Here is a 21148-nt window from a genome sequence, read left to right as displayed (position 1 = left end):
CTTTATGTAATGTGGATACTTGTGTCATTTTATACAATTAACATATATAAAACAATATATAATGATAACATGTAATTTTTTCGTCAATTATGCATTTTTGCATATTCACTCCTTATACGTATTTTAATCATAAAAATAAGAGAACTTTAGCATTATATATACTAAAGTTCTCTCATTTCTTAACAGCTTCTACTCTACAAAACTTCTCTTATAATCCTCAAATCTTTACCCTTCGCCTTATAGTCATATTACTAAAACTCTTCGTCCTAATTTATTTGGCGCTCTTTACATAACTAATTGCCTGACTTCCCATTTGTACCCATGCCTGTTCAAAGGTTTCTCTCGGTACTTTTACATCTAAGCTATCCTCAAGTGGATTTCGAATATATACAGATTCCTGATCATACCCAATAAGTACAACACAATGTTCATTATACGTAATAGAAACATCTCCACTATTTGTTTCCCATGTAGTAAATTCAGCTTCATCTAATAGTGCAAATGTTGCATTTGTGATCATGACTACAGGTTGCCCTGCTTTTATACTCTTATAAATTTCTTCTATATTCTTCCCTGTTAAGTCTACAGCTTTATTAGGTAAATATTTTTCCGCTAACTGAAAAAGTGGCCCATGATATACACCATATCCCGATTCAGAAAATGTATAAATATTACCTACAAATCCTTCATTCGGATTCCCGCGCACACCATCGTCTATAAAATCAACTTTTTTTATTTCATTTGCTAATGTCATCTTATCCACTGAAACACCAGCGTATTGTAACATCATCGCTAAGCTCGTCACTTCACAGCCTCTATCCAATTCTGGTAACTGCTGAATTAAGGGAACATTTGCTAAGATGACTTTTTCATCGTTATTACTAAACTCCGTTTCTTTTCCTCTTTGTATATTTGAGAATGTTAACTTCTCTACATACTTTGGAATTCCATTTGTATATACACTCCATATTGCTGCACCTAGTAAAGCTGTACATATATACCACTTCAATTTTCTTATCGCTTTCACACCCTTATTAATTCGTTAAATAAGAATAAAATGCGTCAGCATCCGTTCGTACCATCGGTACAAAATTTAGTTCTTTTCCTTTTTCAGGCTGATCTTTTTTTATCTTTTCCGCTAACTCTTGAATATTCATATTCATTTTATCCATATTAAGCTCATCTGCCATTTGTAGCACCTTTTGTTCATTAATTTCTCTTAATATTTGATATATATCTTTACCATACAAATCAATATGATGTTTTTTTGCTTCTTCTTGTACTTTTTGTTCGTACACTTCTTGTGCTAACTCTTCAATTTCTTTTCCTTTTTGAGAAATATCTAACTTTCCTGCTTCTTCTCTTACTTTCTTTCCGTAGATTTCTTCCGCGATGTCTTCGATTTCTTTTCCATCTGTCGAAATACCTAATTTATCTGCTTCATCTTTAATTTTAATCGCATTAATTTGAGTAATTAAATCTACAATTGATGTATTCTCTATAGATATACCTAGCTTTAACGCTTCTTGCTTTACTTTTGTTTCATAGATTTCTTCTGACAGCATCCCAACATCTTTTCCTTCAATCGATATGCCTAACTGCTCTGCTTCCCTTCCTACTTCTGTTTCATGAATTTCTTTTTCTAGTGTAATTTGTTCTTTTCCTTCCGTTTCAATACCTAGTTTCTCTGCTTTTTCTTCTGTATGCACTGCATGTATCTTACCATTGTTCAATTGTTCTTTACTGCGCTGCGTGTAATCTGTCTTTCCTTTTTGTGTTTCAGAAGGAGAGGCCCCCCCTAATATACTTAAACTCATTACTCCAATAGTGAATACCGTCATCATTTTCTTTTTCAAAATTAATTCCTCCCTCTTATACTTTCTTTCCCATCATTCCCCTAGTTTTTTTAATACTATACATACATCTCATCGCTGCTTGAGATAACATTATGATTGATAAACCCCACTCACATACACCTAATCTCTTCTTCATGTAACGAACTTTCTTTATGCCATACATAATATAAATAGTTTCTTAACTTTCCCTTAAAAAAAGACGACCTTGTAAAAACAAGGTCGTCTTCTTACTTATATTTTTTGATTTTTAGGGAAAATCACTTCAAAACAAGTGCCATCTCCCCATTTGCTCTCTACTGATATTTTTCCGTAATGCTTTTCTACAATCCAATTTGCGATTGAAAGACCTAATCCAGCTCCTTCTGACGTACTTCTTGCTTTATCCCCTTGATAAAAACGATCAAATAATTTCGGAATATCTTCTTCTTTCACTCCTATCCCGTCATCTTTCACCTGTATGCGAATTGAACTACTCGTTTGCGTGCAATCAATTTGAATATGCCCACCTTCGTTTGTATACTTCATCGCATTATCTAACAGTATGACCATCATTTGATGAATCCGCTCTCTATCCCCCATAAAAGATACACCACGTTCTACTTTTAGCATCATTTCTTTTTCTTGATAAGAAGCAATCTCTTTATATGGAGCTACTATTTCTTCTAACAATTTATCAAGTTCAAATATTTTCTTATCCATCTCAATTTGATTAGAATCAGAACGTGCTAGCAATAATAAATTACTAACGAGTTTCGATAACCGCCTACATTCTTTTGAAATTGTAGAAATATCCATCGCTTTTTCTTCTATCGTAGCGGATGGTGACTGGAATAAAACATCCGTTTTTGATTGAATAACTGCAAGTGGTGTCCTGAGTTCATGTGATGCATCAGAAACGAATTGTTGCTGTTTCTCCCATGAACTTTGAATAGGTACAAGTGCTCTACCAGCTAGGAAAAAGCCAATACCTATCGCACAGAGGCTTCCTATGCTACAACCTATAACGAGAATTAAAAATAAAGTATTTAACATTCCTTCTTCCGCTGTTATATCTCGCACGATTTGAACTATTTCTCCATCTTTTTGAAGCGAAAATGCTCTAAAATATCGTCCTTGTACTTCAATATCTTGTAACTCCTCTAATTTTTCGGGAGAAAAACTTTCCAAATTCTCTTCAAAAATAGAACGGAATTTACGGTTATCGCCCTCTATTTTCACTATTTTCCCATTCCAAGTTATTCTAGTTACTCGCGGATCTCCAATTTGGATATTCTCCATGCGTTTTCTTGGTGGTACTTTAACATCTAATTTTTCTCTATACTGAGCTATCATTTTTATAGATTGATCTACTTCACTATAAATACGCTTGTATGTGTACGAATAAATAATACTGCCTAATATACCTATTAATAGAATAAATACTAATGAGTTCACTATAGTCAAACGAATGCGTGTTTTTTGAAACATACTTCCTTTTTTCATTGTTCTTTTAATATATATCCAATACCTCGAACGGTTTGGATATCTTTCTGATAACCGAATGGCTCTAATTTTTTACGTAAATGATGCACATACACTTCTACAATCGCTACTGTAGTATCTGAATCAAATCCCCAAACACGATCAAAAATTTGTTCACGCATTAAAATCTTTCCGCTATTTTGAACAAGGTACTCTAGAAGCTCATATTGTTTTAATGATAACTTCATACCTTTTCCATCTACTTGAACATCTTTATCTTTTCCGAACAATTCAATGCCTTTATAGCGAATTGTTTGCTGCGTTGTTAAACTACCACTTCTGCGTAGTAAAGCACGAATTCTCGCTTTTAATTCAGGGGCCTGAAATGGCTTAACAATATAGTCATCTCCACCAAAGTCCAATCCCTTCACCCGATCTTCTAAAGAATCTCTCGCTGTCAAAAACAGGACTGGTGTTTCAATCTTTTCATCTCGTATTTTTTGAATCACTTCAAATCCGTCCATCCCTGGCATCATCACATCCAGCAAAATTGCATCATATATATTTTGAAGAGCTAAAAACAATCCATCTTCTCCATTTATTGCCGTATCTACTTCAAATTCATCACGTAAAATTTGTACGATAGACTCTAATAACGAAGCATTATCTTCTACTACAAGTAAACGCATGCTCTCACCTTCCATCAAATAGTTCAATTCTATTTATTATTACATTTCTTCTCTTCATAACAAAAGAATGTAGTTACATTACGTAATTTCATTTTTAACTATTTCCTTCTAAAATTTTGAAGTTTTATTATAAAAACTTTGTCTTAAATTTAGCTTAATAAAAAATTGAAAGAAATAAGATTCCTCTTATCTCTTTCAATTTTTTATTACATATACCTTTTTACTCGGCAACTCTAAACAATTTAGCTGACCGCCATACACAGCCCCGCCATCAATCCCAATAATACGATTACTACCAAAATACACTCCGCAATCCTCACTACCATGAAGCGTTTTTGTTTCCGTATGCCCAAATACAATAACCTTTTCACCGCTATATCCATTATGAAATTCATTACGGATCCACATTAATGTATATGGTTCAGATTCAGAAACTCGTTTCATCGGTTCAACCCCAGCATGTACAAATATATACTCTTCTGTTTCAATGTAATGATCTAATTCTTGAATAAACTTTATATGTTCCTCTAATACACGAGAGTGTAAAATCGGTTTTTGGAAGTCTTTCTCATTAACCGCAATATCTTCTTCTACAAATCCATAGCTATATAATGTCTTATCTCCACCATTTCTTTTTACCCAATGGTTCCATGAACGTTCCTCATTTGTCGTTAACGCCTTAATCATCATATCTTCATGATTTCCTTTTAAAATGAGTGCTCCCTCTTTTTTCAATTCTCTTACCTTTTCAATTACAGCACGCGCATTTGGACCACGATCTACATAATCTCCCAGTAAGATTAATTGATCCTGTTTCGCATCATATTGAGCTTCTTCCAATAAATGTTCGAACTTTTCTATCTCTCCATGAATATCACTAATAACAAGAATTCTTTTCATATTATCCCCCCTCTTTCTAATTATAGTTCAAAACGACAGAAAGTTCAGAATTGAAATCCCGCATTAACGGGCAGTAAGCCCCCCACTGATTACAGTTTCACTTTATTACAAACTAAACTATTATCCTTACAACAATGTAAGTCTCTTGTCATCCAATTCGATAGTTGTAATTACTGTATTTCCTTATACTGAGAGTAAGAAATGAAACAAAAAATAAGGAGAGATGAGAGATGAAAAAAGTAATGGAAGTTGTAGTAGCGGTAGTAGAGGTTTTCGTAAATGGTAAACAAGTCGCAATGGAGTTAAATAAATAATGAAAAGGACAACATTCACTCTAGACCCTTTACTCATATAAAAGAGATAAGACTTCATCATTTCTTTGATCCCTTATCTCCCTATAAAGAAAGCCGTATCCCTTTTAAGGATACGGCTTTCTCTTATTTTTGACTCGTACGAGCTGAAATGCTAATTGCTCTATCTGTTGCTTTGGCAGCTTCATCTAACGCTTCTTTACTATTCTTCCCGTCATACATCGCTTCTAATGCTTTTACAACTGCATCTCGTGATTCTGGGAATACACTAATTAAAGCCCCTTGTGTTGCTGGAGATTGCTTCGTCGCTTGCAATTGATCTACTGTTACTTTCAACTGTGGATATTTTTCATATTGCTCTTTTACTAATGGCTCATTATATGCATCTGGATTAATTGAGAAATAACCTGTTGCAGTATGCCATTTTGCTTGTACGTCTGGCTTCGTTAAATATTTCATAAAGTCCCAAGCACCTTGTTGCGTTTCTTCTGAAACCATATTCGTCATCCATAATGATGCTCCACCAATAACAACACCATTTTGTTTCGAATCCTCAGGATACGGAATATATGAAACACCTACATTAAACTTAGATGCATCGATTAAATCACGAACACCTGCTGAAGAATCTAAATACATAGCAACTTGTCCAGATTGGAACGCGGCACGAATATCATCCCAACTTGCTCCATACTTTCCAAGTGCGCCAGCTTTATTTAAATCATCTAACATTCCAAATACTTTCTGTCCTTCTTTACCGTTAAATACCGCCTTCTTTGCAGCATCTTTACGGCCGTTTTCGTTATCTACATATAAAGCACCTTGTGTCGCTAACAATTCTTCAAAGAACCAACCGTAGTTAAGCATGGAGAATCCATATTGTTTTACATTTCCGCCTTCTTTAATCGTTAACTTTTTCGCTGCTTCTTGTAATTCCGCATATGTTTTTGGAGCTTTCTCTGGATCTAAGCCCGCCTTTGCAAAAGCATCTTTATTATAAATTAATACTGGTGTAGATGAATTAAATGGCATAGAATACATTTTTCCATCAACTGAATAATAATTTGTAATTGCTTTTTCTAATTTTGACGTATCGTACTTATCTTTTTTTATCCAGCTATCAATTGGTGTGATTTTTTTGCTATCAATCATATATTTCGTTGTAATTTCACTCGATTGAACAAGAGCTGGCGCTTCTTTCGTTGCAGACATCGTTCTAAATTTCGTTAAAGACTCTTCATATGTCCCTTGGAACTCTGCCTTTATCTCATATTTATTTTGCGACTTATTATAGTCTGCAACAAGACCATCTAATACTCCTTGTGTTTTTCCACCCATCGCATGCCAGAAGCGAATTACAGTTTTATCACCATTTTTTTCAACTGGTGCTACTTTTGCCTGTACTTCAGGTTTTCCCTCTGTTTTACTATTTGAACAAGCTGCACTAGATAATGCCATTGTTGCTACCATTAATAGAGCAGCACCTTTTTTAACTAGACTCATTTAAATCTCACCTTCTCTTAGTTATTTAATTGCACCTTTTGTTAATCCTTGTTGTAATTGCTTTTGCCCTAAAAATAGTAAAATCAATGTTGGAATAACGATAACCGTAACACCGGCCATTACGCTTCCCCAATCAGTTGCAACTTCTTGAGACTGAAGCTGCTTTACACCGATTTGCACTGTTCTTACTTTTTCATCAGTGGTCACTAAAAGTGGCCATAAATACATATTCCATGTTGTTAAAAAGCTATATACTCCAAGCGTAATAAAACTCGTTTTACAATACGGTATTACAACGCTGAATAAAAATCTTATATTTCCAATCCCTTCAATAAAAGCAGCTTCTTTCAGTTCATTCGGGAGTGTCATAAAATGTTGACGTAACAAGAAAATACCGAAAGCTGTTGCAAAAAACGGCACTGTCATCCCGGCGAAACTATTGATCCAGCCAAAGTTTTGAATCGTTAAAAAGTTAGGCACCATCGTTGCTTCCCACGGAATAAGCATCGTTGAAATAAACAGGAAGAAAATTAAGTTTCTCCCTTTAAACTGAAGAAAAACAAAAGCATAAGCTGCTAAACTTGATACGATAAGTTGTCCAATCATAACGACTGTCGATACAATTAAACTGTTATATAAGTATGTAAAAAGCGGTACTTTTTGAAAAATATTAATGAAATTATCAAAAGTAAACTGGGTCGGAAATAACCTTCTCATTTGAATATCGTCTGGTGTCATAAAGCTTATTAAAAATGCATACAGTACAGGAAAAAATACCATCACTGCACTAATAATGAGTAGCATGTATAATAGGAAATTTTGTTTCCACTGTTTAACAATCATTTATAATGCACCTTTCTCTCAGCAAACTTAAATTGAAGTAATGTAGCAACGAAAATGAAAACAAATAATACCATCGCTTGTGCACTTGCTGTTCCAAATTGATGATTCACAAACGCCTCTTTGTAAATCGAGTACACAATTAAATTCGTTGCATCATTTGGTCCACCGTGCGTTAAAATATCAATTTGTCCAAAGCTTTGGAACGCACTAATTAATGTTACTGTTACAATAAAGAATAAAGTTGGTGATAGCATCGGTAATGTAACACGGCGAAGCTTATATAAATAACTAGCACCATCTATAGATGCACTCTCATATAAAGACGTATCAATATTTTGTAAACCACCTAATATAACTAAAAATGCAAAACCTGTATTCACCCAAACTGTTGTAACTGATACAGAGAATAGTGCCCAGTCCGGACTCGTTAACCATGCGATTGCAGGAAGGTTCATAGAGGCTAATATATTATTAAATAATCCTACACTTGGATGAAATAAAAATAGCCAAATCACTGCACTAGCAGCTACTGATATTCCCATCGTCGAAGAAAACAGAACTCGGAATAACCCAATACCTCTTACCTTTCCATTTGCAATCAATGCAAGAAACAAAGCAAATATAATACTCGTAGGAACTGTATATAAAACAAATAATAAAGTTGATTTTATACTTTTGTAGAAGGCTGGATCAGAGAATAAATATTGATAATTTTCTAAGCCAACGAAAAGATTAGCTTCTCCATGTATATCGGTTAAATAAAAACTATAATAAATCGTCCTAAACAATGGATAGAACAGAAAAATCGAAAATAGCAAAATAGATGGCGCCAAAAACAATAATCCTATTCTTAAATCTTTCGTTCTCTCCCATAATTTTTTCTTTTTTGACACCTTTGTTTGAACTGGTAACTTACTTACTTCGATCATTATTTCGCCACCACTTTCAACTCTTCTTCAGCTACCACTTTTAAGCGTTCATTCGTGTTTTCGTTAAAGAAGCATAACTTTTCTTGCGAGAATAATAATTTTACTTTGTCACCTTTGTTCAGGAGTAACTGTCCGATAACTTTCGCACTCCAAGTTGTTCCATTTACCGCAAAGTTCAATATAGATTCATTCCCTAATACTTCTACAGATTGCAACGTCACTTCTTGTCCCTCCTCAGACAGTGCAATATGCTCAGGGCGCATGCCTATGCGAATTGTTCCTTCTGGTAATTGCTTTAACTGTCTAATAGATAATGGAATTTGCAATTGTCCTATATGTAATACACCTTTTTCTTTATTTACTTCCCCATCATTTATATTCATAGAAGGAGAACCTATAAAGCTTGCAACAAATTCGTTTGCTGGTTCGTTATATATGTTAAGTGGTGTTCCAACTTGCTGTATACTTCCTTTATTTAAAACCATGATACGATCACCCATAGTCATCGCTTCTATTTGATCGTGGGTAACGTAAATCATCGTAATTCCTAATCGCTGCTGAATTTCTCTAATTTCAATTCTCATTTGCGCACGTAATTTCGCATCCAAATTCGAAAGTGGTTCATCCATTAAACAGATTGGCGCTTGACTCACAATTGCCCTGGCAAGTGCAACACGCTGTCTTTGTCCGCCTGATAATTGGCCTGGTTTCATTTTCACATACTCTTTCAGTCCTATCATTTCAATAGCTTCCATTAATCGCTTTTGTCGCTCTTCTTTTTGTACTTTTCTTACCTTAAGTCCAAATAAAATATTTTCTTCTACAGATAAGTGTGGATATAATGCATAATTTTGAAATACCATTGATAGATTACGGTCTTTCGGCTCTAGATCATTTGCAACACGTTCATTAATAATTAAATCTCCTGAAGAAATCTCTTCTAAGCCAGCGATCATTCGTAATAATGTGCTTTTCCCGCATCCCGAAGGTCCAACTAAAACAAAAAATTCACCCTTCTTAATATGAACCGATACGCCTTTAACCGCTGTCTCTTCTGCATTTTTATATACCTTTGAAACATTTTTCAATTCAATCACAAGGTTGCACTCCTTTTTTCTTCTTGTATCCATACTTCATAATGACTTGTTGAAATCGCACTTGCTCCTGCACGAATTGCAATTTCCGCATCTTCTCGCGTTTGAATCAGCCCTCCTGCAATAATAGGAAACTCTATTTCCTCTACTAGCTGCTTAATAATAGAAGGCATAATCCCCGGCATAATCTCTACTGCATTTGGTTTAGTCGTTTTACAATTTTCAATTGATTTAGTAAGAGATAAAGTATCTACAATAAAAATACGTTGAATTGTTTTCAATCCAATTTTATTAGCATTTCGAATTGTTGAACCCTTTGTTGAAATAATACCTTGTGCCCCGATAACATCTTGAATATACAAAAGCGCTTCCTCTGTATTCGTATTTAAGCCTTGTATAAAATCACAATGAAGAAATACATCATGTCCATGTTTCTGCAATTCATATACACGCTCTGGTAATTCCAGCATTGAACCAGTCATAAGAAAAACTGTTTTCGGCAATTTTTTGTATGCTTTGTATCCTTTCCAATCCTTTATCATCGCAATATAAGGTTCTTTAAACATTTATTCCACCTAACTGTTCTATTTTTATCCAAACTAAAAACACCTACTTACATAGAACGCCTTTCTCCTTATTTGAACTCTAGGGAATAGAGCACACCTAAGAAAGTGGCACATTATATGTAAGTGGGTGTTCTCAAATGTTCTCTACCCTAGTTATTTTGTTACCTTTACTATATTACGCATTTATTAAGTCAGTTTTGATAGATTGTTAATTAGGTGTTAATCGAATGTTAATATTCACCATATCATTATTTACATTAATCTAGATATTAAAATATAAATAAATAGAACGAAACAATACTTAAAATTCAATCAAAAGGTTGCCTCCTTATTTACTCCATTTACCATCCATTCATAATCTATTTTTCATGTTCAAAATAAAAATCCCATTCAAATACACATTACTGAATCCATCATACTAACTGATTTCTTCATTCTGTCTATCTAAATGGGATTATTTTTCGTTTTTTACTCTACTGGTTGTTGTGGCTGTACTACTTCATTCGCTCCAGCTACCCTCAACATATTTACAATATCTTTAAAACCTCTTTTTTCAGCGTATTGCAGTGGCGTCAGATGTTCCTTGTTAGCCATGTTTACATCTGCACCGTGATCAATAAGTAATTGAATTACTTTCTTATGGTTTTCACTACCATTTCCTAATACAATTGCTTCTAATAACGCTGTTCCACCACGTTCATTTTTATAATTCACATCAATATCTGTATGCTCTAATAATTCTTTAACAACCTCTACATGGCCACGCTCAGATGCAGAAATAAGTGCTGTCCCACCTGACCTAGTCGTTTCTTTCGTATTAACTCCTGCATTAATTAATACTTTTACAATATCCGTATATCCTTCTCTACTTGCATAAAGAAGTGGATTACTTTTTTTCTCATCTTTAATTTCAATATTAGCACCTGCACCAATTAATGCTTTAACTGTCTCTACATGATTTTGGTACGTCGCTGCAAGGACAGGCGTTTCTCCGTTGTCACCTTCTACGTTTATATTCGCTCCATCCTGAATCAACTTCATAGCTGTCTCTGTGTCTCCAAGAGTAGCTGAAAGTAACAACTGTTTGTCCATTAAATTTATACTTTTCTCTTCTTTAGATTCTTCCTGTTCTTTATGCTTCTCTTTTTTCTTCTCATTTTTCACATGAACCGGTTTCGATTCTGGTTCTTCTTGCTTATCGCAAGCCACTACCGTCATTAAAAGTCCTAATAAAATACATAATAAAATTTTTTGTTTTCTCACAACTACAGCTCCTATGAAAGATAATGTTTTCTTAACCATTCCTCCATCACATACAATAACTCTTCTTGAGTACATTTATCCATAAGCCCTTTAGATTCCTTCTTTAATCGGATTATCTTAAGCTTATACTATGTTTCTCAACCTATTGAAATGATACGCCTGATGGCCCCATCATTAACATTATGAAGCAATTAGTTTAGCACGTTTTTACCGCATTTGTATACATTTCTAAAAAGTACATAAATGATTGCTTTAGGTTACTATATTCCATTGTAACCGTTCTGCTAAAAATTTTACACCTTTTCTATATTTGCACCTGAGTAATAATAGAAAAAGACAACTACATAGTTGTCTTTTTCTATTAATGATGTCCACCATGATTTCCTGCTTTCGGTTTCCCCATCATCTCTTTATTCATTTCCCATTTATGCTCTGCTAGCTCTTTATACGAAAGAACTTTCCCCTTATAGTTAGATACAAAGCTCTCTGCATCTTTTTTATTTTTAAATGAAATGACATTATAAGCCATCGGTGTCGTTATTGTTTTATCATATACGTAAGTAGCGTCTTCTAACGAAATCCAATCTTTCGAATCATAATCTCGGACAAATTTCTCTTTCGTCTTTTCATCTGAGTTGATCTCCATCCATTTATACATACAACCGATATCATCAAACTTTAACGCTTTTCCATTTTCTAAAATAATTTCTGTTGCAAATTGATTATCTGTTACCCCAATTTGGCAAATATCACATTTATCATGTTTCTCATCAATGGCAACAGCTGCTGTTTCCTTTTTCCCACACCCGACTACCGTAAATACGAAACATAAACATATAGCAAGTACGACATATTTTACTTTCATCAATATTCCTCCCTAGAAACCGTATACTCCACGAAAAGAATACCAAAAGGTTGTGTGAGATTTGTGAAAAAACAATGTGCTTTTTGTAATATAGGAAACAAAAAAAGATGTGTAGTTATTTCTACACATCTCTCATCACTCGCAACCTGTAATTAACAAATCATCTTCTAATTTAACTAATAATGTATCCGCACTAATTTCCTGTCCAACTTCTACATTTACCAATCTTATATTTCCACTAATCCCGACTGCAATTTTTTTAAGCTCACCGTCATTTTTTCGGATCATCAGTAATTTTTCCCATTCATATACGTAAGAAGATTCATTAATAAAAATCTCCTCTACTTTTCCTTCATAAGAGCTATAAATCTCTTCAATTCTCGTTTTCATATAACATCTACTCCCTATTTCACACTTCACTATTTTCATCTTATTCTACCATTCTTACGAGAAGCAGCTTACTTTTTAAAAATTCAAATTAACTACCGTGAACAAAATGAACAAAATAAAAATTATGCTTCTAATGATGTTATTTTTCAAATTATTTACCATTTGAATAGATGCTTTTATTATAAATAAAAAACCTTTTTCTGAATTTTTATTCTATTTTGAAAGCGCAATCATTCTTTTGAGGGGGAAATTACATGTTAGCACTACTTGGATTTGCGATGGTATTTGTCTTTATGTTTTTAATTATGACGAAACGTATGTCAGCGCTAGTAGCATTAATATTAATTCCGAGTGTTTTTGCATTAATTGGCGGATTCTATGCCGATATGGGACCTATGATGTTAGAGGGGATCCAAAAATTAGCACCTACTGGTATTATGCTTATGTTCGCTATTTTATATTTTGGGATTATGATTGATAGCGGTTTATTCGATCCTGTCATTAGTAAGATTTTAAAATTTGTAAAAGGAGATCCTTTAAAAATCGTTGTCGGAACGGCTATATTAACTATTATCGTTTCTCTAGATGGTGATGGTACAACAACATACATGATTACAGTTTCCGCAATGTATCCACTATATAAGCGCCTTGGAATGAACCCCCTCATATTAGCTGGAGTTGTTATGTTAGGGGCAGGGGTAACAAATCTTACACCTTGGGGTGGACCCACAGCTCGTGTTATGAGCGCACTTGGGCTTGAGGCTTCCGAATTATTTACACCTCTTATTCCAGGAATGATTGCTGGTGCAATTTGGGTTGTTTTCGTTGCCTACTATCTTGGAAAAAAAGAAAGAAAACGTTTAGGAATTATGGATGTACAGTATTTAAAACAAATGCAAACAATGGATGAGCAAGCTGCAACTGTCGAAGCAGCAGTGCATAAACGCCCTAAACTTCTATGGATTAACTTTTTATTAACCGCCACATTACTTGTCTGTCTCATACTAGAAGTTATGCCATTACCTGTTTTATTTACAGTCGCTTTTGCTATCGCTGTTATGATTAACTATCCAAACTTAGAGCAACAGAAAGAACGTATTGCTTCTCATGCTGGGAATGTATTAGCAGTTGTTTCTCTCGTATTTGCTGCCGGTATTTTCACTGGTATTTTATCTGGAACAAAAATGGTAGATGCAATGGCTAACAGTGTAGTAACTCTTATACCAGATGCACTTGGACCACAATTGCCAATTATTACAGCACTTCTCAGTATGCCATTCACATTTTTCATGTCTAATGATGCATTTTACTTCGGGGTATTACCTATTTTGACGAAAGCTGCTGCTACTTACGGAATTAGTGCAGCTGAAATGGGACGTGCTTCCTTACTTGGGCAACCCGTTCACTTATTAAGTCCTCTTGTCGCTTCCACTTATTTATTGGTCGGAATGGCAAAAGTTGATTTCGGTGAACATCAACGCTTCACTTTATTGTGGGCCGTTGGAACGACAATGGTTATGTTAATTACCGGAATTGTAATTGGGATTATTCCAATATAAGATGCAAAAAAACAGTAGAAGGAATAAAATCCTCTACTGTTTTTTATTATGAAGAAACAAGAAAATAACGTCTCTCGGGTCTCCCAACACTTCCATATATTAGCTCTGCGTGGACTTTCTTCCCAGATATCAAATACTCTAAATAACGCCTTGCAGTTGATCGGCTTACGCCTACCATTGAACTTAGCACCTCTGCTGTAATCCCTTCTTCATTAACTGTTAACATATGCTTTTTTATTTTCGCTAAAGTTAAAGGATCTATCCCTTTCGGGGCATATTCTATTTGATCTCCCTTCCCCCCTCTTTGAGACCATAAATATTCAATTTGCTCCGTAGATAATTGATTATTTTTCTTTAACTGTATAATCTTTTTTTGATAGCCTTCCAGACTTGCTTTAAATCGGTCAAACATTAGTGGCTTTACGATATAATCTGTTACTCCGCCCCGCAGGGCGTGCCTCACTACATCTGTTTCCGATGCCGCTGTTATCATAATAATATCTGTATCGTGCAAATGATGCCTAATATATGTGACAAGTTCCGTTCCTTGCATATCAGGTAAGTACACATCTAATAAAACAAGCTGTGGCTTCACAAGCTCTAGCCATTCTTTCGCTTGTTCTCCAGTCGTTGCCGTTCCAATTACTTTAAATCCCTCAATTTTCTCAGTAAAACGACGATGAATGTCAGCAATCCGAATATCATCTTCTACAATTAATACTTCAATCTCCTCATCCATTACTATTCGCCTCTCTCTTTCGGTAGTGCAATAATAAATAACGCACCACCTAAATCCCCTTTTTCAATTGCAATACTTCCATTTAAATCTTCTACTAACTCTTTCACTTTTGCTAATCCATATCCTCGCTCTCCTCCTTCTTTCGTCGAAAAGCCTTTATAGAATATGCTAGTAATTATTTCATCATGAATCCCTTGCCCTGAATCTTCCACTTCAATTAATATTTCTTCTCCAATATCAGTTACAAACATCCTTACTTTCTTATCATTCTCTTCATTTTTTTCAATTGCTTCAAATGCATTCGTAATTAAATTTCCTAAAATAGAAACGACATAATTACTCTCAATATGTGGACTTAATTTTTCTAAACCACTTTCTCTATCTAGCATAAAATCAATCTTCAACTCTCGTGCTCTATTATAAAATCCAATTAAAATTCCACCTAGCCATGGATTTTGAATCCGCTTCATAATAAATTGAACAAAATCTTGATATACCGCTGTTTCCTTATGAATAAGCTCTAAAGCATCTTCGTATGATTCTAATTGAATAAGACCTGAAAGCGTATACAATAAATTATTATATTCGTGCGCTTGCGCTCGTAATGCCTCTGTATATTGCTTCGTCTGAGATAATTCTGCTGTTAACTGATCCATTTCAGATTTCAAACGTAAGCTCGATACAACGCCAGTTACTTTATTCTTTACTTTAATAGGTAGACGGTTCGCAATAACAGCCTGTCCTTTTATATTTAATTGGCGATCAAACTGTTCTTCACCAGTTTGAAGTACATCTAGTATCGTTGAATTAGGAATTACATTTAAAATAAATTCCCCAATAATATTTTGTTGTTTATCTAGCGAAAGAATATCATAAGCTGCTTGATTGACTAAACTAATCATGCCATTTTTATCGATTACAATAATCCCTTCACGTACAGATTGAATCACTGTACTATGCTCTTCATATAAAGATGAAATTTCTTCTGGTTCCATCCCGAACATCATTCTTTTTATACTTGCCGCTAAATATATAGAGCCAATTACTCCAATTAATAGCCCTATTATTGTAATCCAAAATACACGCTTTCCATACACTTCTACCGCTCCATGAATATCAGCCATTGAAAATCCAACAGACACCACACCAATGATTTCATTTTCCTGATTACGGATTGGAACTTTTCCGCGTAATGAAGGGCCTAATGATCCAGTTGCTTTCGAAACATATGATTTTCCTTCTAATAAAACGCCTTTATTATCTCCGCCAACCATTTTTTCTCCTATTTTATCTCGCTCAGGATGCGCATAACGAATCCCCTCTTTGTTTCCAACTACAATGAAGTCAGCCTCTGTATCCATTCGAATTTTTTCTGCGATTGGCTGAATAATAGAAGCTGGATTTTCTTTTTGAAAAGCTTCCTGAATTTCTGGTATCGCGGCAACTGTTTTCGCAACATGCAAAGCCCGTTTCCCAATTTGCTCTTCTACCGTTTCAGATAATATGTAATAAAATAAATAACTCGTTAGCAGAAGTACCACTAAAATAAGTGTACTAATAGTTAATGTAATTCTCGGTTGGAGTTTTAATTTTTTTAATTTCAAAACCATTCCCCTAACATGATTAAAGATAGAATTTAAAGAATATACAGTCTCTTTAATTATACTTAATCATAACACGGTTACTCTATATTTCTTTCTTTTTCTCTTCATAAAAAAAGAAACGAAGTAAAATTATTACCTCGTTTCTTAATATTTGTTATTACACTTTAAACTTACTAATCATCTCTTGTAATTCTTCTGCCATTTGTGATAAATGGACTGCTGCTGCATTTATTTCATCTACTGAAGCTAATTGTTCTTCTGAAGAACCAGCAATATTTTGAACGCTTGCTGCATTTTCTTCAATTGTAGCTGCAATTTCATTAATAGATGCACTTACTTGTTTTGCATCTACCGTCATTTGTTTTGCTACATCTACCATGCTATCAATTTGTACAACTGTATCATTTGTAGACTTCAATATTTCGGCAAAGCTTTGCTTCGTTTCATTTGCAACTACAAGTCCTGATTGTACTTCTGCTCCAACTTGATTCATAGAGCTTACTGTTTCTTTTATATCAAATTGAATCTCTTTCACTAGTTTCCCAATTTCCGTAGAAGACTGTCCTGATTGTTCTGCTAGCTTTCGCACTTCATCTGCTACAATTGCAAATCCTCTTCCTTGCTCTCCAGCTCTCGCAGCCTCAATTGCCGCATTTAACGCTAATAAATTTGTCTGTTCTGCAATATGTTGAATCACTTCAAGGATTGCTCCAATTTGTTTCGACTTATCGTCTAACAAACCAATGATTTTGTCTGACTGTGAAACAGACTCATGAATTAATTGCATTTGATTCACAGTTTGTTCAACTAACTTCCCACCATTTTCAGCTTTTTTCTTCGTATACATAGAGGCTGTAGATACTAATGAAGAACTATCTGCAACACGCTGAATTCCTTCTGTAACTTCTTCTAACAATGTTGCTCCTTCTTCAACTTCTTTCGTTTGTATTTCTGCACCACTTGATACTTGCTCTATCGCCTGTGTAATTTGTTCCGTTGCTTCACTTGTCTGCTTCATACTAGCTGTTAATTCTTCTGAAGATGCCGCTACATGACTTGCTGAAGTGTTTATATTGGAAATGACACTTTGTAACGATGCAGCCATCTCGTTAAAACTTTCTCCTAGCTGTCCAATTTCATCTTTAGAATGAACTGTAATTGATTCTGTTAAATCACCTTCACTAATCTTCTTCGATGATATGACAAGTTGTTTTAACGGTTTAATAATAGACGCAATTATGAAGTAAATTACAATCCCACCGATTATTAGTGAAATTCCAAGAACAGTTACTGTTTTATAGAAAATAGGTTCAGCCGCTTCGATAATTTCTTTGGAAGGCATAATTCCTGCTATTTTCCACCCAGTTTTCTTATTCGTTTTAAAAGTGATATTGCGATCTTCACCATCTAATGAATAATGAAAATCCCCAGCTTCCTGTTTATACAATTCTTTACTAAGTTTCTCTTCTAATTTCTCTCCTGGCTTCATTTTCGGGTGCGCTACTACATTTTTATCTTGATCAAATATCGCTACATATCCTTCCTTACCAATATTAACCATCTTGGAAGTAGTAACAATATTATTAATGATTAAGTCAATCCCAAGAACTCCACTTTTATCCTCGTTTTGTTTTGCTAGTGTAATAACAATATTCCCTGTCGTTTTTGACTTATATGGAGCAGTTACAATTACCTCTCCACTTTTCTTCACGGCCTCTTTATACCAATCTCTTTCTGTAGGATTATATCCATCTGGCATCTGAATAGCTGGTGATTGAATGAACTGTCCATTACTAGATCCTGTATAGATTGCTTCCATTTCTGGATGCAGTTTATTGTATTCTTCTAGTTTATTTTGTATGTTTTGAATTTGATCTGCTTGGTAACTTGATTGTGTGAATAATTTCGTAAAATAAGTTGCATCTACTTTTTTACTATCCAATTCTTTATTAATTACATTATCCAAAATTTTTATATTATCTTTCGCCGAGTTTAAAATCGTTTCATTAAAATTCGTCTTCGCCTGTTGATAAGACGTCCAACCAATTACAATACTTGGAAGAACTAAAATAATAATAAATGATACAAGTAACTTTGTTTTTAAACTACTACTCCTTAATTTTCCTTGAAACATACTTCTACCCCTCCATACCGTTTTAAATGTAATTAATTAACATTTAATCTTTCTATAAAAATAATACGATTTAAATGTATCGATGAGACTCTCTATCTTTTTCTACATCATAAAGAATTGATACATATCTTTTTCATTCTATATAAATTAAATAATTAAAACAATGTATAAAAATGTATATTATTCGAAATATTATAATTCACAGAAGAACCTCTAGTATTTCACTTACTAGAGGTTCTTTCCACCTTATTATTCTTTATCTTTTTCTACTTCTTTTTTCTTATCTTCTACTACAGATACAACAGGTTTATCACTTGATAATTGTTGCACTGCTCCTTTTCCTGCAAATCCTTCTAATAGCTCTTTTAAGTCAATTCCAGAAGAAGCCTTTAACGTTTCTTGCATCGTTGCCATTAAATCAGTCGCATAGCCCGCAACTTTTCCGGCCCCGCTATTTTTACCACCGCCGCCTGTATCGACAACTGTGATTTTATCAATATTACTAAGCGGACTTGCAACTTCCTTCGCATAACTTGGAAGCATTTTAAGAACCATATCCATAATTGCCGCTTGACCATATAATTCAAATGCTTCAGCAATTTTTTGTTTCGCTTCTGCTTCTGCTAAACCTTTTAATCTAATAACATCTGCTTCTGCTGTACCTTGCGCTTTTTGTACTTCCGCTTTCGCTTGACCTTGCGCTTTTTCGATTTCCGCCTTCGCTAAACCTTCCACACGTACTTCTTCCGCACGAGCTCTCGCTTCAGCTTCAATCTTATATTGATCCGCATCTGCCTTTTTAATTTGTTTTACTTTTTCTGCTTCTGCTGATTGCTCAACAGCATAACGATCTGCATCTGCTTTTTTCTTAACTTCTGCATCGTATTGCTTTTCACGACGCGCAATCTCTTTTTCTTCTAACTCGATTTGCTTTTCACGCTCAATGATTTTAACGCGCATTTGCTCTTCTGTAACACCTTGTTGTGCTTTCGCTTGTTGTAATTCGTAAGAAAGATCCGCGTCTGCTCGAGCTTGTTCTTGTTCTCTCTTATAGGACTGTACTTTTAATTCTTTATGTTTTTCAGCTTCAGCGATTTGTGCATCACGTTGATATTCTGCTTCTTTTGCCTCTTTTTCAGCACGTGCTTTTTCAATACGTGCTTCTTTTTCACGCTCTGCATTTGCAATTGTTGCATCACGCTTAACTGTCGCAATTTGCGGCTGACCAAGCGCATCTAAGTATCCGTTTTTATCCATTATTTCTTTAATTGTGAAAGAAACAATGCGAAGTCCCATCTTCTTTAAATCTGTAGAAGCTACTTCATGTACCTTTTGAGCAAATTGCTCTCTATTACTATACGCATCCTCTACTGTCATAGAAGATAAGATTGCACGTAAATGACCTTCTAAAACCTCTTTTGCTTCTACTTTTAACTCTTCTGTTTCTTTTCCTAAATATTGCTCAGCTGCAGTAGATACTTCTTCAATTGTAGAACCTACTTTAATAATAGAAACACCATTTACTGTAACTGGAACACCTTGCTTCGTATACGTATCACGTGTACCAACTTCTAATTTGTAGTTTAATAGGCTTAAAGGCTCTGCTCTTTGCATAATTGGAACTACGAAAGTACCGCCCCCGCGGATAATCTTAATCTTCTTTCCATCATCAGTGGTAACAACATTCTTTCCTCCACCAAGCCAGTTCCCTGTAACAATTAACGCTTCATCTGGACCAACCGTACGATACTTCGTAATGAATACTAAAATGAGTAGAATTAAAATTGCCAGTAAAACTCCACCGATAATTAATGGAATCGTCATGTAAATTCCCCCTTATAATTTTGGTTTTTTTAAAGAATAAGCGATTTTTTGTACAAGTAAAACACCATCTTGGACTCCCTCGATAATAACCTCTGTTCCTTGCGAAATATCTTTTTTTCCAACAGTTTTAGCTGGGATTGCATTACTTCCAAATTGGGATAAAATTAATACTTCACCAAATCCTTCTGTAGGAATTGTCGTAATGACTTCTCCTTTGCAACCGATAAATTCATCCATACGTTGCATCGTATTTTGTTCTGCTTCTGCAATCGGTTTTAAAATTAGTATTTTCATGATGAAAACACCGATAAAAGATATAGCAAATGCAGCCCCGAAAATAGTAATACTATTAAAGGAGAATAAGTACTCTCCTATATAACTAAGCCCACATAACATGGCGAAAAAACTAAGTAATAAAGTAACAACGGATACAGATCCGCCCCCAAAACTAAATATCGATTCAAATATATCTCCAAAAAAGATATAAATAACAGTGAGTATAGTAGCAATAATAAATCCGTATAAATAAATTGTTTCAAGTGGATAACCAAACAAGACCATTTCTTATCCCCCTCTCTTAAACAATCCCCTTTTTTGTTATGTGTATGCCCCACCTCT

The 21148-nt window shown here is 34.5% G+C and carries 19 protein-coding genes and 1 pseudogene; 1 reads left to right on the top strand and 19 read right to left on the bottom strand.

Annotated elements, in window-relative coordinates:
* Window positions 1-271: 271 nt before the first annotated feature.
* From BC_RS02885 to BC_RS02825, 13 genes are all read right to left on the bottom strand, one after another.
* Complete coding sequence (locus BC_RS02885; protein WP_002195147.1) at window positions 272-1027, bottom strand: C39 family peptidase; 756 nt, start codon at window positions 1025-1027, stop codon at window positions 272-274.
* 7 nt (window positions 1028-1034) lie between these two features.
* Complete coding sequence (locus BC_RS02880; protein ID WP_000728585.1) at window positions 1035-1856, bottom strand: hypothetical protein; 822 nt, start codon at window positions 1854-1856, stop codon at window positions 1035-1037.
* Window positions 1857-2087: 231 nt separating this feature from the next.
* Window positions 2088-3338, bottom strand: a complete 1251-nt coding sequence (locus tag BC_RS02875) for a sensor histidine kinase (RefSeq protein WP_000715835.1) — start codon at window positions 3336-3338, stop codon at window positions 2088-2090.
* Window positions 3335-4006 (bottom strand): response regulator transcription factor, encoded by a 672-nt coding sequence (locus BC_RS02870; protein WP_001238621.1) that lies wholly within the window; start codon window positions 4004-4006, stop codon window positions 3335-3337. Before BC_RS02870 ends, BC_RS02875 begins: the two co-directional genes overlap by 4 nt.
* A gap of 195 nt (window positions 4007-4201) precedes the next feature.
* Entirely contained in the window at window positions 4202-4906 is a 705-nt protein-coding gene (locus BC_RS02865; RefSeq protein WP_000821952.1) for a metallophosphoesterase family protein, read from the bottom strand.
* Between the two features lie 437 nt (window positions 4907-5343).
* A complete protein-coding gene (locus tag BC_RS02860) occupies window positions 5344-6720 on the bottom strand; it encodes an ABC transporter substrate-binding protein (RefSeq protein ID WP_000060609.1) in 1377 nt (458 codons plus the stop codon).
* Window positions 6721-6741: 21 nt separating this feature from the next.
* Window positions 6742-7563 (bottom strand): carbohydrate ABC transporter permease, encoded by an 822-nt coding sequence (locus tag BC_RS02855; RefSeq protein WP_000635946.1) that lies wholly within the window; start codon window positions 7561-7563, stop codon window positions 6742-6744.
* On the bottom strand, window positions 7560-8492 hold the full coding sequence (locus tag BC_RS02850) for a carbohydrate ABC transporter permease (RefSeq protein WP_000573797.1): 933 nt from the start codon (window positions 8490-8492) through the stop codon (window positions 7560-7562). The genes BC_RS02855 and BC_RS02850 overlap by 4 nt, the downstream gene beginning before the upstream one ends.
* A complete protein-coding gene (locus BC_RS02845) occupies window positions 8492-9589 on the bottom strand; it encodes an ABC transporter ATP-binding protein (protein ID WP_000571379.1) in 1098 nt (365 codons plus the stop codon). Before BC_RS02845 ends, BC_RS02850 begins: the two co-directional genes overlap by 1 nt.
* Window positions 9586-10152 (bottom strand): glycerol-3-phosphate responsive antiterminator, encoded by a 567-nt coding sequence (locus BC_RS02840; protein WP_000472003.1) that lies wholly within the window; start codon window positions 10150-10152, stop codon window positions 9586-9588. Before BC_RS02840 ends, BC_RS02845 begins: the two co-directional genes overlap by 4 nt.
* Before the next feature lie 468 nt (window positions 10153-10620).
* Complete coding sequence (locus BC_RS02835) at window positions 10621-11490, bottom strand: ankyrin repeat domain-containing protein (protein ID WP_000287336.1); 870 nt, start codon at window positions 11488-11490, stop codon at window positions 10621-10623.
* A gap of 286 nt (window positions 11491-11776) precedes the next feature.
* Window positions 11777-12280 carry a nitrous oxide reductase accessory protein NosL gene (locus BC_RS02830; RefSeq protein WP_000865665.1) on the bottom strand — a complete coding sequence of 168 codons (504 nt, stop codon included), beginning with the start codon at window positions 12278-12280 and terminating at the stop codon, window positions 11777-11779.
* A 135-nt stretch (window positions 12281-12415) separates the two neighbouring features.
* Window positions 12416-12670 (bottom strand): hypothetical protein, encoded by a 255-nt coding sequence (locus tag BC_RS02825; RefSeq protein ID WP_000857376.1) that lies wholly within the window; start codon window positions 12668-12670, stop codon window positions 12416-12418.
* 254 nt (window positions 12671-12924) lie between these two features.
* On the opposite strand from BC_RS02825, the gene BC_RS02820 reads away from it, so the two are divergent.
* Window positions 12925-14229 (top strand): CitMHS family transporter, encoded by a 1305-nt coding sequence (locus BC_RS02820; protein ID WP_000880464.1) that lies wholly within the window; start codon window positions 12925-12927, stop codon window positions 14227-14229.
* A 46-nt stretch (window positions 14230-14275) separates the two neighbouring features.
* Here the strand turns inward: BC_RS02820 and BC_RS02815 are convergent, their stop codons facing one another.
* From BC_RS02815 to BC_RS02795, 6 genes and pseudogenes are all read right to left on the bottom strand, one after another.
* A complete protein-coding gene (locus tag BC_RS02815) occupies window positions 14276-14968 on the bottom strand; it encodes a response regulator (protein WP_000343064.1) in 693 nt (230 codons plus the stop codon).
* A 2-nt stretch (window positions 14969-14970) separates the two neighbouring features.
* Window positions 14971-16578 carry an ATP-binding protein gene (locus tag BC_RS02810; protein WP_002025277.1) on the bottom strand — a complete coding sequence of 536 codons (1608 nt, stop codon included), beginning with the start codon at window positions 16576-16578 and terminating at the stop codon, window positions 14971-14973.
* A 151-nt stretch (window positions 16579-16729) separates the two neighbouring features.
* The gene (locus tag BC_RS28370) at window positions 16730-17590 is read right to left on the bottom strand and encodes a methyl-accepting chemotaxis protein (protein ID WP_370622813.1); all 861 of its coding nucleotides are present in this window, start codon (window positions 17588-17590) and stop codon (window positions 16730-16732) included.
* Between the two features lie 81 nt (window positions 17591-17671).
* Window positions 17672-18706, bottom strand: a pseudogene (locus BC_RS28365) (HAMP domain-containing protein); the annotation flags it as partial.
* Window positions 18707-18955: 249 nt separating this feature from the next.
* Window positions 18956-20530 carry a flotillin family protein gene (locus tag BC_RS02800; protein WP_000155021.1) on the bottom strand — a complete coding sequence of 525 codons (1575 nt, stop codon included), beginning with the start codon at window positions 20528-20530 and terminating at the stop codon, window positions 18956-18958.
* Between the two features lie 12 nt (window positions 20531-20542).
* On the bottom strand, window positions 20543-21091 hold the full coding sequence (locus tag BC_RS02795) for an NfeD family protein (RefSeq protein WP_000242443.1): 549 nt from the start codon (window positions 21089-21091) through the stop codon (window positions 20543-20545).
* Between the last annotated feature and the right edge of the window lie 57 nt (window positions 21092-21148).

It is taken from the genome of Bacillus cereus ATCC 14579, assembly GCF_000007825.1.
In the GTDB taxonomy this organism is placed as follows: domain Bacteria; phylum Bacillota; class Bacilli; order Bacillales; family Bacillaceae_G; genus Bacillus_A; species Bacillus_A cereus.
Note: the sequence above shows the minus strand (reverse complement) of the source record. Positions and strands in the feature narration are given on the sequence as shown.

Coding starts and splice junctions, on each gene's coding strand:
- BC_RS02875 (WP_000715835.1), bottom strand. CDS start 3,338: ATGAAAAAAGGAAGTATGTTTCAAAAAACACGCATTCGTTTGACTATA.
- BC_RS02870 (WP_001238621.1), bottom strand. CDS start 4,006: ATGCGTTTACTTGTAGTAGAAGATAATGCTTCGTTATTAGAGTCTATC.
- BC_RS02865 (WP_000821952.1), bottom strand. CDS start 4,906: ATGAAAAGAATTCTTGTTATTAGTGATATTCATGGAGAGATAGAAAAG.
- BC_RS02860 (WP_000060609.1), bottom strand. CDS start 6,720: ATGAGTCTAGTTAAAAAAGGTGCTGCTCTATTAATGGTAGCAACAATG.
- BC_RS02855 (WP_000635946.1), bottom strand. CDS start 7,563: ATGATTGTTAAACAGTGGAAACAAAATTTCCTATTATACATGCTACTC.
- BC_RS02850 (WP_000573797.1), bottom strand. CDS start 8,492: ATGATCGAAGTAAGTAAGTTACCAGTTCAAACAAAGGTGTCAAAAAAG.
- BC_RS02840 (WP_000472003.1), bottom strand. CDS start 10,152: ATGTTTAAAGAACCTTATATTGCGATGATAAAGGATTGGAAAGGATAC.
- BC_RS02835 (WP_000287336.1), bottom strand. CDS start 11,490: ATGTACTCAAGAAGAGTTATTGTATGTGATGGAGGAATGGTTAAGAAA.
- BC_RS02830 (WP_000865665.1), bottom strand. CDS start 12,280: ATGAAAGTAAAATATGTCGTACTTGCTATATGTTTATGTTTCGTATTT.
- BC_RS02825 (WP_000857376.1), bottom strand. CDS start 12,670: ATGAAAACGAGAATTGAAGAGATTTATAGCTCTTATGAAGGAAAAGTA.
- BC_RS02820 (WP_000880464.1), top strand. CDS start 12,925: ATGTTAGCACTACTTGGATTTGCGATGGTATTTGTCTTTATGTTTTTA.
- BC_RS02815 (WP_000343064.1), bottom strand. CDS start 14,968: ATGGATGAGGAGATTGAAGTATTAATTGTAGAAGATGATATTCGGATT.
- BC_RS02810 (WP_002025277.1), bottom strand. CDS start 16,578: ATGGTTTTGAAATTAAAAAAATTAAAACTCCAACCGAGAATTACATTA.
- BC_RS28370 (WP_370622813.1), bottom strand. CDS start 17,590: ATGAAGCAGACAAGTGAAGCAACGGAACAAATTACACAGGCGATAGAG.
- BC_RS02800 (WP_000155021.1), bottom strand. CDS start 20,530: ATGACGATTCCATTAATTATCGGTGGAGTTTTACTGGCAATTTTAATT.
- BC_RS02795 (WP_000242443.1), bottom strand. CDS start 21,091: ATGGTCTTGTTTGGTTATCCACTTGAAACAATTTATTTATACGGATTT.